Raw genomic sequence first — 15885 nt, 5'->3', positions numbered from 1 at the left:
TGGCGGTGCCCGCGCAGCGCCCCTGCGGGCGGTGCGCCGCGCGTGGTGCGGGGCCGCGACCAGGCGGTCAGGTCAGTTCTTGGTCGCGCCGGCGAGCATGCCGGACACCAGGAACCGTTGGGAGAAGAGGAAGACGGCCAGCACCGGGACGATCGCCAGGAGTGTGGCGAGGGCGAGCTCGGGACGCTGGACCTCCAGCGTGCCGGCGGTCGGGTTGAACTGCGGGACGGAGTCCAGCAGCGTCCCCAGCCCGACCTGGACCGGGAACTGGTCGCTCTGCGGCAGCATGACGTAAGGCAGGTAGTAGTTCGTCCAGTTGGCGACGAAGCTGAAGAATCCGACGAGGGCCACGACCGGCGCCGCCAGGGGCAGGGCCACCCGGCGGAAGACGCCGAACTCCGAGCATCCGTCGAGCCGGGCCGCGTCCAGCAGATCTCGGGGCAGTGCGGTGCTGAAGTAGATGTAGGTCAGGTACACCCCGAACGGGTAGAACGCGTACGGCAGGATGATCGACCACATCGAGCCGATCAGGTGGACCGCGTTGACCTCCAGGAACAGCGGGACGACCAGCGTCGCGTTCGGCATCAGCATCACCACGAGGGTGGCGATCAGCAGCGTGCGCCGGCCCCGGAACTCGGTCATCGCCAGCGCGTAGCCCGCGGGCACGGCCACGCACAGCGTGATCACCAGCGCGAGGAAGGAGTACACCGCCGAGTTCCGCAGCCACATGAACATGGCGTCGCCCTGATAGGACGTCAGGGCGTCCCAGTTGGCCCGCAGCGCGTGCAGGGAGCCGAACGACAGCGGGTTGTCGTGCACCAGTTGGTCGTCGGTCTTGGTGGCGGCCAGCAGCAGCCAGAGCACGGGCAGCACGAAGAAGATCACGAAGAGCAGGAGCACCAGCGTCGGCAGGGGGTTCGGACGGCCCCGCCCGGGTCGGCCCGGCCGGGTACGCCGCGGCCGTGACCGGGTGCCGGGCCCGACGGCGACGGCCGGCCGCCGTATGTCAGTCTGCATCGAAGAACCCCGATCTGGCGACGAATATCCCTGCCACGACCAGCCCGACCACGAGCAGTTCGACGGATACGGCCGCCGCGGTGTTGACGTCGTTGTTCTGGAACGCGAAGTCGTAGGCGAGCTGGTTGAGGGAGTAGTCGCGGCCGGCGACCCCGGTGCTCGCCTGGGACAGCAGCTGCGGTTCGACGAACAGCTGGGTTCCACCGGCGAAGGCCAGGATGACCATGTACACGATCCACTTGCGGAGCAGCGGGATCTGGACCTTCCAGGCCGTCTGCCACGGCCCCGCTCCGTCGATCCGGGCGGCCTCGAGTACGTCGGGCGAGATGTTGTTCAGCGCCCCGTACATCACGACGATCCAGCCCCCGGCACCGGTCCAGAAGGCGATGAGGGTGAACAGGACCGGCAGATGGCCCGGTGCGATCACCTCGCCGAAGGTGTGATAGCCGAAGGCCCGCAACAGGAAGCCCACCGGGCTCACCGTCGGGTCCAGGACGAACAGCCACACCATGACGCTGGCCGCCCCCGCCAGCGCTCCCGGCACGTAGTACAGGAAGCGGAGCGCCCGGCTCACCCCCTGCAGCGCCAGGCGGTGCAGCAGCAGGGCGAGCCCCACCACGAAGACGACCAGCGACGCCAGCCACCACGCCAGGTAGAGCGCCACGTGCTCGACGGCCGGGGCGAAGCGGAAGTCGCTCACGGCGGTGGAGAAGTTGGACAGGCCGTTGAACGAGCCGCCGCCGTCGGTGAAGGCGAAGTAGATCGCGTATCCGGTCGGCACCAGACCGAACGCGATGAGCAGGACGACGTAGGCGGCGACGAAGCCGTATCCGGCCCGGCCGGACCACAGCGTGCGCGTGGTGCGCGCCGCGGTCCGGCCGACCGTGGTGGGCGGCGCGGTCACGGGCTCACCTTGTACCCGTCGGCACGGGCGTAGTTGGCGATGGCGGTCTTCCAGGCAGGCAGGAGCGACACGATGGACTGCCCGGCTGTCAGCTTGGGGGTCAGCGTGGCGGCCCAGACGGCTTCCTGGCTGAACTGGCCGTAACCCCAGCCGGGCCAGACCTGGTTCGCCGCGGCCTGCAGCGGAGCGGAGATGTCACCCGCGAAGTAGCCGGAGGACCCCTGCTTGGCCAGCCAGTTCTTCGCCGCCGGCGCGTACGCGGGATACCCCGGGGCGAGCTTCGCCTGGTAGTCGTCCGACGTGGTCACCCAGGTCAGGAAGGCGGCCGCCGCCTTCAGGTTCGCGCTGTGCGCCGACATCAGCCAGGTGCCGCCGCCCACGTTGCCCGACGTGCTGGCGGCGTCAGCGGACCACCTGGGCATCGGTGCGACGGAGATCTGGTGCGCGGGGGTCTTGAAGGTGCCCTGGAACAGGGCTCCGCCGAACCAGGACGGGCCGGGCATCATGAGGATCTTCGACGCCTGGTTCTTGTCGAAGTCCGAACTGAACACGCTGCTCAGGGACATGGACTTGTGCGTGATGAGCGTGTCGAGCAACGACGCCATGCGCGTGCAGTTCGCGCTGGTGGTCTCCACCGTGACGGCCTTGGGACCGGCGATCTGGTTGGCGCCGCACTTGCTGGGCCACATGTAGAGCTCAGGCGCCCAGGAGTCGCCGGCCGAGCCCACCAGGTAACCGGGATGCTCGGTGGCCACCTTCTGTCCCAGGGCCTGGTACTGCTCCCAGGTCTGCGGGACCTGATAGCCCCACTGTTTCATGAGCGGCGCGTTGTACCACAGGACCGTCTGCGCGAGGTCGTTGCGCAGGCAGTACAGCGTGCCGTTCACCTCGCAGGGGGCGTTGGCCCCCTGGGCCCAGCCGGACAGCGTCGAGGCGGGGATCAGGCCCTTGTCGAGCGGAGCCGTGAAGCCGGCGTCCACTGCCCAGGTGGTCTCGTTGTTCTGGCTGCTGAAGACCACGTCGGGCCAGCCCTTGCGGGTCCGGTTGAACAGGCTGACCTTGGTGCGCAGGTAGTTGGAGCCGTTGGCGTCCCCGTCGTAGGTGACGATGTCCATCTTCACTTCGGGGTGCTGCTGCTGGTAGAGCTTCGCGGCCGGCAGGCGGGAGGAGTCCACCCACACGGTCAGCGGCCCGCCGGTCTGTTTGACGGGGTGGAAGCCGCCGGCCGATGCGCTGGTGCCGCCGCCACCGCAGGCGGCCACGGCCGCCAGGACGAGAGCTCCGGCGGCGGCCAGCAGGCCGCTGCGTCTGCGGGTTCCGCATGGTGTGTGCGCGCCGACCGCGCGGACCTTGGCTGTCATCAGCAACTCCACTGTCTCGTGGGGCCCGTCCGCCGAGGGGACGCGGGCCGAACATGTCCTGCCCGGCGGGCCGACCGCGGGCGTGAGCGGTCCTGCCGACCGGGATGAAGCCGTCTCCACCCGAATGTTTCAGGCGCAACGACACCGTGCTTTGGTCACACATAACAAGGGCTGAGAGCCCACCCCGTCAACAGGATGAGCATGGTTATTTTCAAGATCTTTTAACGCAGACGACTCATAACCCGGGAGAAATGACCAGTTTCTCCCGCTAAGCGGCAGCGAAGAGCGAGAATGTGTCGTACACATCCTGGGAACAAGGTGCGACCGGTGTATGCTGCGGCGAGACGCGGGAGTGGCCGCGCGTCGCGTGGCTCGCGGCGGAAGACGAAGGAGGCGGTCGTTGGACGGCAAGCCCGTACCGGCGGCAACGGACCGTCCAGTGCCGGCGCAGGACGCGGCCGAGGAGGCACCGGCGTACCGGCCCGGCTACGAACTCGTGGCCGAGGAGATCCTGAAACTCATCGCCGAGTTGAGACTGCAGCCGGGCGATCGGATGCCGACGGAGAACCAGTTGGCGTCGCGCCTGGGCACCAGCCGCACGGTCGTACGGGAAGCGGTCAAGATCCTCTCGGCTCTCGGGCGCGTCCGGGCGCAGAAGGGGCGCGGCCTCTTCGTGGCCAACGACGAGGGCATGCTGGGGTCCTCGCGCTGGGGGAGTTTCTTCCTGCCCACCGACCTCGACCACGTCTACCGGCTCTTCGAGTTCCGCCGGGTGCAGGAGGTCGCCGCCAGCCGGCTGGCGGCGACCCGGGCGACGCCGGCGGATCTGCGGGCGATCGAGGATGCCGCCCAGATGTGCCGCGAGGGGCACACGACGGGACAGCGTGAGCTGTTCGATCGCGGCGACGACGACTTCCACCTGAGCGTGGCGCAGGCCTCGCAGAACCCGTTCCTGGTCGACGCGGTGCGTGAAGTCCGCCGTCTCCAGCACCAGTCCAGCACCATCGGGCTGCACGGCACCGTGGGCGGCCACGCCGAGGAGGCCGTGGTGGAGCACGAGGCGATCTACCGCGCCATCAGGGAGGGCGACCCGGAAGCCGCCGCCCAAGCCGCCACGGTCCATCTCGACCAGACGCTGGAGGACTACCGTCGCGAGATCCAGCGCCGCGTCTTCGGCTGAACCGGTCCGTCCCCGCGATCCCGCGCGCGGACGGCGTCCTCACCCGGAGGGGCAGGGGCACGAGCCCCCCACCCGGCTCAGAGGGTGTCGCGCCAGGAGTGCCGGGGTGCGTAGCCGAGGACGCTGCGGGCCCGGTCGATGGCGAGGAGGGTGTCGTAGGGGTCTGCCAGCTCGCGGGTGAGCTCGACGGTCGGGAAGACCTCGGCGAGCAGGTCCGCCGAGGGGCGGGCCATGATGGTGTCGGCAGCGGCGATCACGAAGTTCTGCGAGCCGGTGACGGGCGCGGTCAGGGCGAGGCGGCAGGCCTGCGCCACGTCGCGGGCGTCCACGTAGCCCCACAGGTTCCACTTCCGCAGGTGCGGGTCGTCCTGGTACCCGGGCACGAGCGCGTAGTCCGCCTCGACGTGGACGTTGGACAGCCGCAGGCCGACGAAGGGAATGCCGGACCAGCCCGCGATCTGCTCGGCGGCGGTCTCGGCCAGCACCTTCGACAGGGCGTAGGTGCTCGTCGGGTAGGGGAAGTGGTCCTCGTCCACCGGGGCGTAGCGCGGCGGCACGTCGAACGGCAGGCCCAGGGTCGTCTCGCTGGACGCCCACACGACGCGGCTGAGCCGGTTGTGGACCGCCGCGAGGAACACGTTGTGGTTCATGACCGTGTTGGTGTTGAGCGTGTGGGCGGGCGGAAACAGTCCGGGCGCCGGGATGTTGGCCAGGTGCACCACGGTGCCGGCCTCGCGCAGCGCGTCCACGGCCTGGCCGTGGTCGGTCAGGTCGGCGCACAGCAGCTCCGCGCCGAGCCCCGCGGCCCAGGCGCGGTCGGCGGCCCCGACGGCCGCGTCCACCGCGAGCACCTCGTGCCCGTGCGCCCTCAGGTCGGCGACGACGACGCGCCCGGTCTTCCCGGTCGCGCCCGTGACGGCCACCTTGCTCATGCCCGTGCTCCTCGGATCCTCGTGTGGTCGCTCGGCAACGCGTCGCCGGACGGCGGACCCGCGAGCTCCTCGCCATCGTTGACGCTCACCCGGCGCAGGTCAATGTCTGATCGTTTTGTTACCCCGGTCGACGCACGGCCGCGGGCCGGCCGGCGATCAGCTCTTGAGCGCCCGGGCGGAGTTCCAGAGGCCCGCGGTCATCGGCGAAGATCCCTTGCGCCGAAGCGCGCTGTTCATGCGGTGAGCCGGTCCGCCTCGGCGAGGAGCAGGTCACCGAAGGGCTGGAAGCCGATGCTCCGGCTGTACAGGCCGCTGATGACGCGGTGGATCGTGCCCCACTCCCAGATCGCGGTCGTCTCCAGACCGGTGCGCGCGGCCAGTCGCCGCGTTCTGGCCCGCAGGTCGTCGCCGTACCCGGGGTTGCAGCGCACGAGGGTGCCGACGTCGTACGCCGGCTCGGCGCGCAGGCCGTCGGGATCGATGAGCTTGAACGTGCCGTCCGCCGCCTGCAGGGCGTTGAGCTCGTGGACGTCGCCGTGCACGAGGACGGCGCGGCGGTCGTCGTGCGCTCGGCGGCGGCGCTCCAGGCACGCGAGCGCGTCCTCGACGGTCTCGGGCGAGCACGCTCGTCCCGTCTCCTCCCACAGCCGCGGCAGCAGATCGGCGTACCGGCGTGCCACGTCGGCGCCGGTGGGCAGGCCGACGCCGGGGCCGACCGGGCGCCACCCCCGGGCCGCGACGTCGCACAGCAGGTCGTGCCGGGTGGCGGGATCGGGCACGACGTCGGACATCGCGGCCCCGAGCCGTTCGAGCAGAAGCGCGTCGCGGTCGAGATCCTCGCGCAGCAGGCCGGCGTACCCGTCGCCGTCGGCGAGGCGCAGGGCGGCGGCCTCGCGGGCCAGCTCGCGCCGCGCGCCTGGGACACCCACCTTGAGGACCGCCGCCGTCGTGCCGGTGAGTGTCGCCTCCACGGCGAGCGCCGCGTGGCCGCCGCGCAGCGTGGCGCCGAGGGTCAGCGACCAGTCCCGCGCCAGGGACTCGACGACCGAGGGCAACTCGTCGAGCCACGACGCGTTCCCCTCGGCGACCACCTTGTTCCGGACCTCGTCGGGGATGTCGAGCGTCATGCACCCGGTTATAGCCCCGTGCGGCCCCGCCGGCCGATACTTCGGCACAGGCGCACTCGCACTCCTCCTTCACCCCCACCGCTCCTGGCGGGGCGAGGGCCGCTGGGGCCGCGGTGTGCGGAGGGCGGCACGGTCAGGCAGGGCCCAGGTAGGACCAGTCCTGGTAGTAGTTCTCGCCGTTGGCGTTGCAGCCGTTCTCCGGGTAGCCGTAGGTGTCCGAGTATCCGCCGTCCAGGCAGACCCGGTACTGGAAGTTGAAGTAGTTGAGGTAGCCGTCCGCGCTGCGGGTGCTGGCCCACTCCTGGTCGGTCGCGGTGTCGCAGGGGCGCGGAGCGACCTCCTGGCCGAATCCGCCGGGGCCGACCTGGTTGAGGACGGCAAGGCACTCGTTCAGTTCGGTACTGCGGATGCGGACGTTGGCGTAGGCGTGGTTCGACGCGTCCGCGTAGACGGACTCGAAGTTCCGGTCCGTGTCGATCCCGTAGACGCCGCAGGTGCCCAGGAAGCTGCCGGCGCCGGGTTCACCGACGATGCACTGGCCCGTCTGACGGAGGCCCAGTTGCTGGTTCTCGACCTGTACTAGTCCGTCGTGGCCGGCGGGAGGGGGACGGCTGTCGATCGCCCCCGGCGGACGAGGCGGCGCAGCATGGACCTGCGCCGGTGCCAGGTGCGCTGCGTCCGGCTGCGGTGCATCAGCTGGTCAAGCACGTCGTGCGACATCCGCTGCGCGTCGTGCGCGCAGTCCTCCAGGGTGCGGAGCAGGTACTGGCCGTCGGTGCCCATGAGCTCCCGCTCGCGGAGAACGAACGGCGCGGTCGCCTCCCACACCCGGATCACCCGTATCCGAAGAAGCGTCACCACCTCGTCGTCCAGGATGCCCGTCAGCCTCAGGGTCGCGAAGGTCTGGAAGTAGTACACGATGTCGTACACCTGCCTGCGCACGTCGTCCGGGAGCTCGGACAGCCCCAACTCGGGCTCGTACTCCAGGGGCAGGCGCTGCGTCACGAACCGATAGCGGTCGTGGAAGTCCACGGAACGGAAGTCGGAGAGCAGGTCCACGTAGGCCGGCAGCTGATTGCTCCGGCGTTGCAGGGCGGCCTGCGAGACGGCCCCGTACAAGGTGATGAGCAGTGCGAGCACTGACAGCGCTATGGCCACGAGATTGAACACGTCAGGCCTTCCCCCCGGCACGACCGCACAGGCCGTCCCCCTCCCTCATCATGACCCTGGCGGCGGGCCTCCGGCCGGGGTTCACCGACACTCACCACCCGCACGCGGCAGCGCGCGATGCGCTTCACCCCCGTGCTGGGACGTCGGCGTCCGTGTGGCGGGATCTCATGGCGTCGTGCGCTGAGCGATGACGTAAGTCTCGGGGCGGGCGACGAGTAATCGGGGGCAGGGCTGCGCAGACAATAGGTGTGGCCGGTTCTCTGCTCCTCTCGTTCATGGGAATGTTCGGAACCCTGATCGGCAGTGGTCTGACGGGTTTTCTCGCTCTGCGATCGGAGCGCGCCAATCAACAGGCTCTGGAGCAACAGGAGGAACGTCAGTCACGTCAGCGGGAAAGGCTTCAGGAACTCGATCTCCGCCTGGAGCACCACCGGTGGCGTCGAGAGCACCGGAAGGCGATCTACGAGGAGTTCGCCCTGAAATCCCAGACGGCCCGGATCGCGGCTCTCGACTATCACCGAAGCTGCCTTCCCGGCGTTCCGGAGTCCGTGCAGCGGGAGGAGATCCGGCTGCGCGGCAGAATGACGTACCGGGAGGCACTGCAGACGTCCTACACGGTCGAGTTGCAGGGACCCGACGAGGTGGCCGAGCGGGTGGGTGACTGCATAGCCGGCCTCCGGGACCTGCTCACCTGCGCCGAGGAGCACGAGGCGAGGGCCATGGCAGGCCCGCTGGACAGCGCTGACGTCCTGGAGATGGACGAGCAGATCACGGCGCGCTTCAACGACGTGCAGCACGTGCTGCGGCTCTTCATCCGCGCCGGACGCGAGGCTCTGGACCGGCCCACGCCGCCCGTCTGAACCCGGCTCCCCCTTCGGACCGGCTGCGTGCCCGCGGCGGCGAGGCCGCACCCCTCGGCCACCCGCGAACGACCGGCCCTCGTCGCTCCAGGACCTGCCCCCGGATATAGTCCGCTGGCCGGTGAAGAACCGGCCAATGGGGAGGGAACACCGATGAAACGAAGCGTGAGGCGGCTCGCTGTCGCGGCAGGCAGTGCAGCACTCGCGGTGGGCTCGCTGGCCGCGCCGGCGCAGGCCAGCAGCCCGGGGAGCGACTGTCCGGCGGGCTACGCCTGCGGGTGGTCGGGGCTGAACGCCACGGGTTCGATGCTGAAGACCAAGGTGTCCATGGCCACGTTGGGCACCTGGGACAACAGGATCCGGTCCTACTACAACCGGACCTCCGGAGTCGCCTGCTGGTTCGACGGTGCGAGCTACAGCGGGAGCTTCTTCGCCGAGCCCCGGGGCAACGGCGTCACCATGTACGACTCCAGCCTGGACAGGAAGATCAGCTCGATCAAGCTGGTCCGCAACGAACGGGACTGCGACGACACCCCGTACGTGGAGTGGTATTCCGACCAGGCCTCGAAGGCGGCCGGCTTCGGTGACCTGAACGGTGACCGGCGGGCCGATCTTCTGTCCCGGGACCGCAGTGGCCGGCTGTGGTTCGTCTCGGGCACCCGCGCAGGCACGCTCATCGGCGCCGGCTGGAACGTGATGACGGCCCTCACCCGGCACGGCGACCTCAACGGCGACGGCCGCGAGGACCTCCTCGCCCGCGACACCACCGGGAAGCTGTGGTTCTACCCCGGCAACGGGTACGGCAAGTTCGGCGCACGCCACCTGATCGGCGCCGGCTGGAACACGATGACGACCATCAGCGCCGTCGGAGACGTCACCGCTGACGGGCGCGGCGACCTGGTGGCCCGCGACACCGCGGGCACCCTGTGGCTGTACCCGGGCACGGGACACGGCGCGTTCGCCGCCCGGAAGAAGATCGACACCGGCTGGAAGTCCGTCAGCGCCACCACCGGCCCCGGCGACCTCAACGGCGACGGCCATCCCGACCTGCTGGCCCGCGAACTGGGCAAGCTGTGGTTCTACCCCGGCACCGGCAAGGGCGGCTTCGCGGCCCGCAGGCTCATCGGCGCCGGCTGGAACGTGATGAGCTCCTTCATCAGCGTCGGTGACGTCAACGCCGACGGGCACAACGACCTGATGGCCGCCACGCAGGACGGCTTCGACAACCCCTATGCCGGCGACTCCGCCAACGAGTTGCGGTTGTACGCGGGCAACGGCAAGGGATGGTTCGCCCCCGGCCAGATCTACGACCAGGACTGGTACGACCTGAACGGCGGATTCTGAGCACGGGCGCGCGCTTCGTGATCCTGCCGGCTGTCCGGCAGGGGGCAACGCGAGGCGGTGGAGGCCGCTGACCGAGCCAGGGCGTCCTGCCACCGCCGGGGGCGGGGCGGCGGGGCCGTGCCCCGCCGCCCCGGGCGCACCGGGCGGAACGGGCGGGGCGGTGGTCAGCGGGCCGCGGCGACCGCACGCCGCAGGGACAGCCCGAGAAGGGCGACGACCGCGACGGGCAGCAGCCACCAGGCGTTCACGCCGGCGCCGTGGACCAGGCCCGCGGTCGCGCCCAGCGCCACCGCCACCCCGGCCGCGACCCGCCAGTCGTCGCCGACGACGAAGTCGTACCAGAACAGTGCGAACGAGCGGATCCACTTCACGACAGGCTTCCCTTCGCCGTCGGGGACGGTGCCGTCGGCGCCGCGGACGCCGGGTCGGCGACCGCGGGGGCACCGGCGCCGGCGGTCTTGGTGCGGCGCATCAGCACGGCGGTGCCGAGCCCCAGCACCGCGATCGCCGGGATCAGGACCAGCAGGGCCGCGTCGGCGCCGGGCCATTCGACACCGGCTCCCTCGGCGGACCAGAACGTGCCGAAGGCGGTGAGCATGATGCCGACGGCGAACTTCATGCTGTTCTCCGGCACCCTGGCCAGCGGCGCGCGGACCGCGAGGCCCACACCGATGACCGCCACGACCGCGACGACCGCGCCGAGGACCGCGAGCGGCACGCTGCCCTGGTTGTTGCCGAACGTCACGACGATGAAGGCGACTTCGAGCCCTTCGAGGAAGACGCCCTTGAAGGACAGGGTGAAGGCGTACCAGTCGCTGACGACGCCGCGCCCGCCGCCGGCCGCGGCGCTCGCCGACGCGACCTCCTTGGCGTAGGCGTCGGCCTCGTCGTGCAGCGCCTTGTAACCCGACGCCCGCAGGATCGCCTTGCGCAGCCACTGCAGCCCGAAGACCAGCAGCAGGGCGCCGATCACCAGGCGCAAGGCCTGGAACGGGATCAGCCCGATGGCCGGCCCGAGCGCCGCCACGGTCACGGCGAGGGCCGCCACGGCCGCGGCGGTGCCCTGCAGGGCCGAGCGCCAGTTCCGGCTGGTGCCCGCCGCCAGCACGATGGTCAGGGCCTCCACCGCTTCGACGGCGCAGGCCAGGAAGACGGTGAGGACGAGGACGAGGCCGGTCACGGGCAACCACCTCCGGGGCGGCCGGTACGTGGGGTGAACGTGCGAGACGACACGGTGAACTCCTTGGGTGAGGCCCGGAAGGGACCCGGGGACGGCGGGAGGCAGTACGGGAAGGGTGACACCGGCCGGGCCGGTGCCGGCGGGCGGACCACGCGGCCGGGTCAGGGTGCGGCGGCCACCGCGGGCGCGGGCCGCGGCGTCCGGTGGAACGCGGCGGTCAGCGCGGGGACCACGTCCTGCCAGTCCGCGACCAGTCCGACGTCGCAGTGGGCGAACACGGGTGCGTCCGGGTCGCTGTTGACCGCCACGACGGTGCCGGCGCGGTCGACTCCGGCCAGGTGGTGGGGACTTCCGGAGATCCCGATCGCCAGATACAGCCGGGGCGCCACGGCCCGCCCGGTGACGCCCAGTTGGCGGCAGTGGGCGAGCGCTCCGGCGTCGGTGACCTTGCGGGTCGCGGCCAGCTCCGCACCGAGCACGGCGCGCAGCGGCTCGATCTCCGCGTACCGGCCCGCGTCGACACCGGCCCCGAGACCGATCACCGTGCCGGCCCGCTCGAGCGCGTCGAAGTCGTCCTCGGCCTCGCGGCCCCAGCGCCACACGTGCGGGTCGTGCGGCACGTCGAGGGCCGCGACGGGGATCGGCGCGAGGAGGGCGCGCGGGACGCGCGGCGCGAAGGCGCCGGTGCGCAGGGTGGCGAGCTGCGGCTGTCCGGTGCTGCTGACGTCGGCATGGCTGCCGTTGGACGCCGGCTTGCCGCCCGCCAGCAGGACCCGGCCCTCGCGGCCGGGGCGGGTCCCGACGCCGGTCAGATCCGAGAGCAGCCCGGTGTCCAGGTGCACGGCCAGCCTGGCCAGGACCTCCCGGTCCCAGGGCGTCGCTCCGCCGAGCACCGCCCAGGGAAGGGCGGCGCTGCCGCGGACGAGGGCGGCGAGGGCGGCCGCCACCGGGCGGGGCTCGGTGCCGGTGAACCGCAGGGCGGCGTCTGCCCCCCAGGCGGCGAGCGCGACGGGGTCGGCGGGCGGGGTGGCGGCCACGACGTGGCCGCCGATGGCGGCGGCGAGCCCGGCAGCCTCGCCGAGCAGCGCGCGACCGCCGTCGTCGGGGCTGCCGGTCACCGCCAGGACGGCGGGGCCGGGAAGGGCCGCGCGGGAGTGACCGGTCCACGGCGTGGCGGCGTTCGGCGCCGGGACCGCCGTGCGCGGGCCGGGCCCGTCGTGCGCGGCCGCACGTGCGGTGACCAGCTCGACGGCCCGGGCGGCCTGCTCGGCGGGGGTGCCGGACAGCAGCACCGGGCGGCGGGTGGGGGCGGCATAGCGGACGCGGTCCACCCGGGTCGGGCTGGCGGTGCCCGGCCGGCTGCCGCTGAGCCGGTCCGCCGTGAGCGTGCGGATCGGCGCCGGGTCGGGCCACGTGCCGGGAGCCGCCTTCGCCGGACGGCAGGACCGCTCGGCGACGGCGAGGACGGCGGGAAGGGCGAGTTCGGCGGTCTCGGTGACGGCGTCGAGCTGGAGCACCACGCGCAGCGTGTCGGCGCCGGCCGTGTCGATGGTCAGGGCCGGCCCGGCGAAGGGCAGGCCGAGCAGCTCGGCGACCATGGGCCCGACCGTGCCGGTACCGCCGTCCACGGTGCTGCGTCCCACGAGCACCAGATCCACCGGGCCCAGCGCCCGGACGGCGGCGGCCAGCGCCTTGGCGGTCACCAGGCAGTCGGCGCCGGCGAGTTCGGGGTCCGACACCAGCAGGCCCTCGTCCGCCCCGCAGGCCAGCGCCTCGCGCAGGACATCGGCGGCGGCCGGCGGTCCCATCGTGATCACCGTGGTGCGGCCGCCGGCCGCCGCGCCGAGTTCGACGGCCCGGGTCACCGCGCGGCGGCACCAGGGGTTCAGCTCGGTGGCGAAGCCGTCCCTGCGCAGCCGTCCCTGGGCGTCCAGCGTGCCGGGATGGTCGCCCAGCGGCACCTGCTTGACCAGCGCGACCGTGTGCAGCGGACGCCGGTCCCCGGCGGTGGCGTCCGCGGGCGGTGCCGCAGCAGGCGGGCGCGCCGCTTCCGGCGCGCGCTTCGCCTGCGGTGCGTCCTGGGCGCCCCCGCCGCCGGCGGTGTCCGTCGTCGCCATCGGTTACGACACCCCCGTACCGACCAGCAGTCCCACCCCGAAGGTCACCGCGGCCGACAGGCCGCCCAGCACCAGCTGCCGGCTCGCGCCGAACCACTCGGAGCGCGCGGTCAGTCTGGCCGTCAGCCCGCCGGTGACGATCAGGGCCGCGGAGCTGGCGATCAGCGCGGCCGCGAGGGTGGAGGCGCCGAAGAAGAAGGGCAGCAGCGGCACGAGGGCGCCCAGTGCGAACGCCGCGAAGGAGGAGGCCGCCGCCGTCCATCCCGAGGGCAGGTCGTCCGGGTCGACGCCCAGTTCCTCCCGGACGTGCACCCGCCAGGCGACCTCGGGGTCCGCGGTCAGCTCGCGCGCGATCTCCGCGGCCAGCTCCGGCCGCACGCCCTTGGCCTCGTAGGCCAGGGTCAGCTCGCGCAGCTCCTCCTGGGGGTTGGTCGCCAGTTCGCGCCGCTCGCGCGCGATCTCGGCCTGCGCCAGTTCGTTCTGCGACGACACCGAGACGAACTCGCCGGTGGCCATCGAGCAGGCGCCGGCGGTGAGGCCGGCCAGTCCGGTGAGGACGACGGCGTGCGCGCCGGCGCCGCCGCCGACCACGCCGGCGACCAGGGCGAAGTTCGACACCAGGCCGTCCACCACGCCGAAGGTGGCCGGACGCAGCCAGCCGCCGGTCACGTCGCGGTGCTGGTGGTGGATCTCGGGAGTGCCGAGGTCCGCTGTGGCTGTCATCGCGCGGGTCCAATCTCGGCCGGGGCGAAGGCGCCGCAACGGCCCGGCAGGCAATCAGGTAGGAATGACCTCGGTCATCCGCGTTCTCGGTCAGGGAGCACTGTGGCCGCCGGGCCGGCGTCGTGTGATTGGCGGCGGGCGAGAACTCAGCGGGGAAAGATTGGCCGCACGCCCAAAGCACGGTGTGCGCACCCCGCGCAGACTGGCCGCGCCTGCCAGGTTGCCGCCGTGCGATTGCGAGGACACACCGCATGATCCGCCCGTTGACGTTCGACCGGTTCTACGTCCACGACGAGTTGACCGCGCTGCTGCGCGACTGGACGGACAGCCGTCCGGACCTCGCGGCGCTGGAGAGCGTGGGGCGCTCGTGGGAAGGGCGGGACGTCTGGCTGCTCACCCTCACCAACACCGCGACCGGGCCCGCCGCCGAGAAGCCGGCCTACTTCGTCGAGGCCGGGATCCACGGCACCGAGTGGTCGTCGTGCTTCGCGGCCCTGCACCTCGTGCACCACCTGCTGTCCGGCCACGGGAGCGACGAGCGGGTGACCCGGCTGCTGGACACCCGCACGCTCTACGTCGTGCCGCGGCTCAACCCCGACGGGCACGAGCACGCGATGGCCGAGGGCCGCTTCATCCGCTCCAGCGTGCGCCCGCACCCGAGCCCGGACGCTGAGCCTGGCCTGCAGTTGCGGGACGTGGACGGCGACGGGCGGGCGCTGTTCATGCGGATGCGCGACGCCGACGGGCCGTGGAAGACGCACCCGGACGAGCCCCGGCTGCTGGTCCCGCGCGAACCCGACGAGGTCGGCGGCGACTACTTCCGGCTTTTCCAGGAGGGCGACATCACCGGCTACCGCGGTGACGTGGTCGAGGTCGCGGAGCCGGTCGAGGGCCTCGACCTGGGCCAGAACCTGCCGACGGACTGGGAGGCGGCACCGTCGCTGCCGCGCAACGCGGGCCCGTTCCCCGGCTCGGAGCCGGAGACGCAGGCGGTGCTGCGGGCCGTCACCGACCGGCCCAACATCACCGGGTACGTCACCTGCCACACCTTCGGCGGCCTCCACCTGTTCCCGCCGATGAACGCCGACGTGCGGCTGCCCGGGCCGGACCAGCACGTGTACGAGGTCTTCGGTGCCAAGGCGGCGGAGCTCACCGGTTACGACGTGATGTCCTTCCAGGACCTCAAGCACGACCCGGCGGCGGACTTCCGGGGCGGACAACTCGGCTGGTACTACCACCAGTTGGGCATCTTCGCCTGGATCACCGAGTTCTGGAGCCCGCAGCGGGCGGCCGGCATCGAGTCGTACCACGCCTCGCGCTGGCTGATCGACCACCCGGTCGCGGACGACCTGCGGATGATCAAGTGGAGCGACACCGAGCTCGACGGCAAGGGCTTCGTCGACTGGTACCCGTTCGAGCACCCGCAGTTGGGGACCGTGGAGCTCGGCGGCTGGGACATGATCAACTACTGGTACAACCCGCCGATGGACCGGATCGAGGCCGAGGTGGCCCCGCACACCGACTGGGTGGTCTTCCAGGCGCTGGCCTCGCCGCGCCTGGAAGTGCGGCGGCTGTCCGCCGCCGAGGTCGCGCCCGGCGTCCACCGGATCCGGCTGGTCGTCGGCAACACCGGCTGGCTGCCCACGTACGTCACGCGCACCGCGCTGAACCGCCAGGTGGCCGGGGAACTGGCCGCGGAGATCGCACTGCCGGACGGCGCCGAGCTGGTCACCGGTGAACGCGTCGAGCGTCTCGGCCAGTTGGAGGGCAGGAGCGGGACCCTGTCGTCCACCACGTGGTGGGGCCACGACCCGGGCACGCCGGACCTGACCGCCGTGGAGTGGACGGTCCGCGCCCCCTCCGGGACCGTCGCCTCGGTCACCGCCCGGCATCCCCGGGCCGGCACCACCCGCGCCGAGATCTCTCTCGGCTGACCCCGCCTCCCCGCCGAGGGGCCACCGGACTCCCGT

General features: G+C 71.9%; 14 protein-coding genes. 4 read left to right on the top strand and 10 right to left on the bottom strand.

Annotated elements, in window-relative coordinates; translation table 11 throughout:
- Positions 1-72: 72 nt before the first annotated feature.
- Genes BMW99_RS31475 through BMW99_RS31465 form a run of 3 tightly spaced genes read right to left on the bottom strand, consistent with a single transcriptional unit; the run spans position 73 to position 3282 of the window.
- Positions 73-1017, bottom strand: coding sequence for a carbohydrate ABC transporter permease (locus BMW99_RS31475; RefSeq protein ID WP_079138486.1), 945 nt, complete (start codon positions 1015-1017; stop codon positions 73-75).
- A complete protein-coding gene (locus tag BMW99_RS31470; RefSeq protein ID WP_079138487.1) occupies positions 1007-1921 on the bottom strand; it encodes a carbohydrate ABC transporter permease in 915 nt (304 codons plus the stop codon). The genes BMW99_RS31475 and BMW99_RS31470 overlap by 11 nt, the downstream gene beginning before the upstream one ends.
- Positions 1918-3282, bottom strand: coding sequence for an ABC transporter substrate-binding protein (locus BMW99_RS31465; protein ID WP_069464029.1), 1365 nt, complete (start codon positions 3280-3282; stop codon positions 1918-1920). The genes BMW99_RS31470 and BMW99_RS31465 overlap by 4 nt, the downstream gene beginning before the upstream one ends.
- A gap of 439 nt (positions 3283-3721) precedes the next feature.
- Here BMW99_RS31465 and BMW99_RS31460 point away from each other — a divergent pair, with 439 nt between their 5' ends.
- On the top strand, positions 3722-4462 hold the full coding sequence (locus tag BMW99_RS31460; RefSeq protein ID WP_245791705.1) for a FadR/GntR family transcriptional regulator: 741 nt from the start codon (positions 3722-3724) through the stop codon (positions 4460-4462).
- Positions 4463-4539: 77 nt separating this feature from the next.
- Here the strand turns inward: BMW99_RS31460 and BMW99_RS31455 are convergent, their stop codons facing one another.
- The 3 genes from BMW99_RS31455 to BMW99_RS31445 form a co-directional block, all read right to left on the bottom strand.
- Positions 4540-5394 (bottom strand): NAD-dependent epimerase/dehydratase family protein, encoded by an 855-nt coding sequence (locus BMW99_RS31455; RefSeq protein ID WP_069464030.1) that lies wholly within the window; start codon positions 5392-5394, stop codon positions 4540-4542.
- Positions 5395-5627: 233 nt separating this feature from the next.
- A complete protein-coding gene (locus tag BMW99_RS31450; protein ID WP_069464031.1) occupies positions 5628-6521 on the bottom strand; it encodes an aminoglycoside phosphotransferase family protein in 894 nt (297 codons plus the stop codon).
- A gap of 579 nt (positions 6522-7100) precedes the next feature.
- Complete coding sequence (locus BMW99_RS31445) at positions 7101-7691, bottom strand: DUF4760 domain-containing protein (RefSeq protein ID WP_069464032.1); 591 nt, start codon at positions 7689-7691, stop codon at positions 7101-7103.
- Between the two features lie 248 nt (positions 7692-7939).
- On the opposite strand from BMW99_RS31445, the gene BMW99_RS31440 reads away from it, so the two are divergent.
- Positions 7940-8551 (top strand): hypothetical protein, encoded by a 612-nt coding sequence (locus BMW99_RS31440; protein WP_069464033.1) that lies wholly within the window; start codon positions 7940-7942, stop codon positions 8549-8551.
- A 153-nt stretch (positions 8552-8704) separates the two neighbouring features.
- Positions 8705-9895, top strand: a complete 1191-nt coding sequence (locus BMW99_RS31435) for an FG-GAP-like repeat-containing protein (protein ID WP_075018025.1) — start codon at positions 8705-8707, stop codon at positions 9893-9895.
- A 164-nt stretch (positions 9896-10059) separates the two neighbouring features.
- Here the strand turns inward: BMW99_RS31435 and BMW99_RS31430 are convergent, their stop codons facing one another.
- The 4 genes from BMW99_RS31430 to BMW99_RS31415 form a co-directional block, all read right to left on the bottom strand.
- Complete coding sequence (locus BMW99_RS31430) at positions 10060-10266, bottom strand: hypothetical protein (RefSeq protein WP_075018024.1); 207 nt, start codon at positions 10264-10266, stop codon at positions 10060-10062.
- Positions 10263-11075, bottom strand: a complete 813-nt coding sequence (locus tag BMW99_RS31425; protein ID WP_069467350.1) for a COG4280 domain-containing protein — start codon at positions 11073-11075, stop codon at positions 10263-10265. Before BMW99_RS31425 ends, BMW99_RS31430 begins: the two co-directional genes overlap by 4 nt.
- A 161-nt stretch (positions 11076-11236) precedes the next feature.
- Positions 11237-13192, bottom strand: coding sequence for an FAD-binding protein (locus BMW99_RS31420; protein ID WP_075018023.1), 1956 nt, complete (start codon positions 13190-13192; stop codon positions 11237-11239).
- Between the two features lie 3 nt (positions 13193-13195).
- A complete protein-coding gene (locus tag BMW99_RS31415; RefSeq protein ID WP_069466902.1) occupies positions 13196-13915 on the bottom strand; it encodes a VIT1/CCC1 transporter family protein in 720 nt (239 codons plus the stop codon).
- A 251-nt stretch (positions 13916-14166) separates the two neighbouring features.
- Between BMW99_RS31415 and BMW99_RS31410 the strand changes: the two genes are divergently transcribed.
- Complete coding sequence (locus tag BMW99_RS31410; RefSeq protein WP_069466901.1) at positions 14167-15849, top strand: M14 family metallopeptidase; 1683 nt, start codon at positions 14167-14169, stop codon at positions 15847-15849.
- Positions 15850-15885: the final 36 nt, after the last annotated feature.

It is taken from the genome of Actinacidiphila rubida, from assembly GCF_900110255.1.
Taxonomy (GTDB): Bacteria; Actinomycetota; Actinomycetes; order Streptomycetales; family Streptomycetaceae; genus Actinacidiphila; species Actinacidiphila rubida.
The sequence above is the reverse complement of the archived record's forward strand: the minus strand, read 5'-3'. Positions and strand labels throughout refer to the sequence as shown.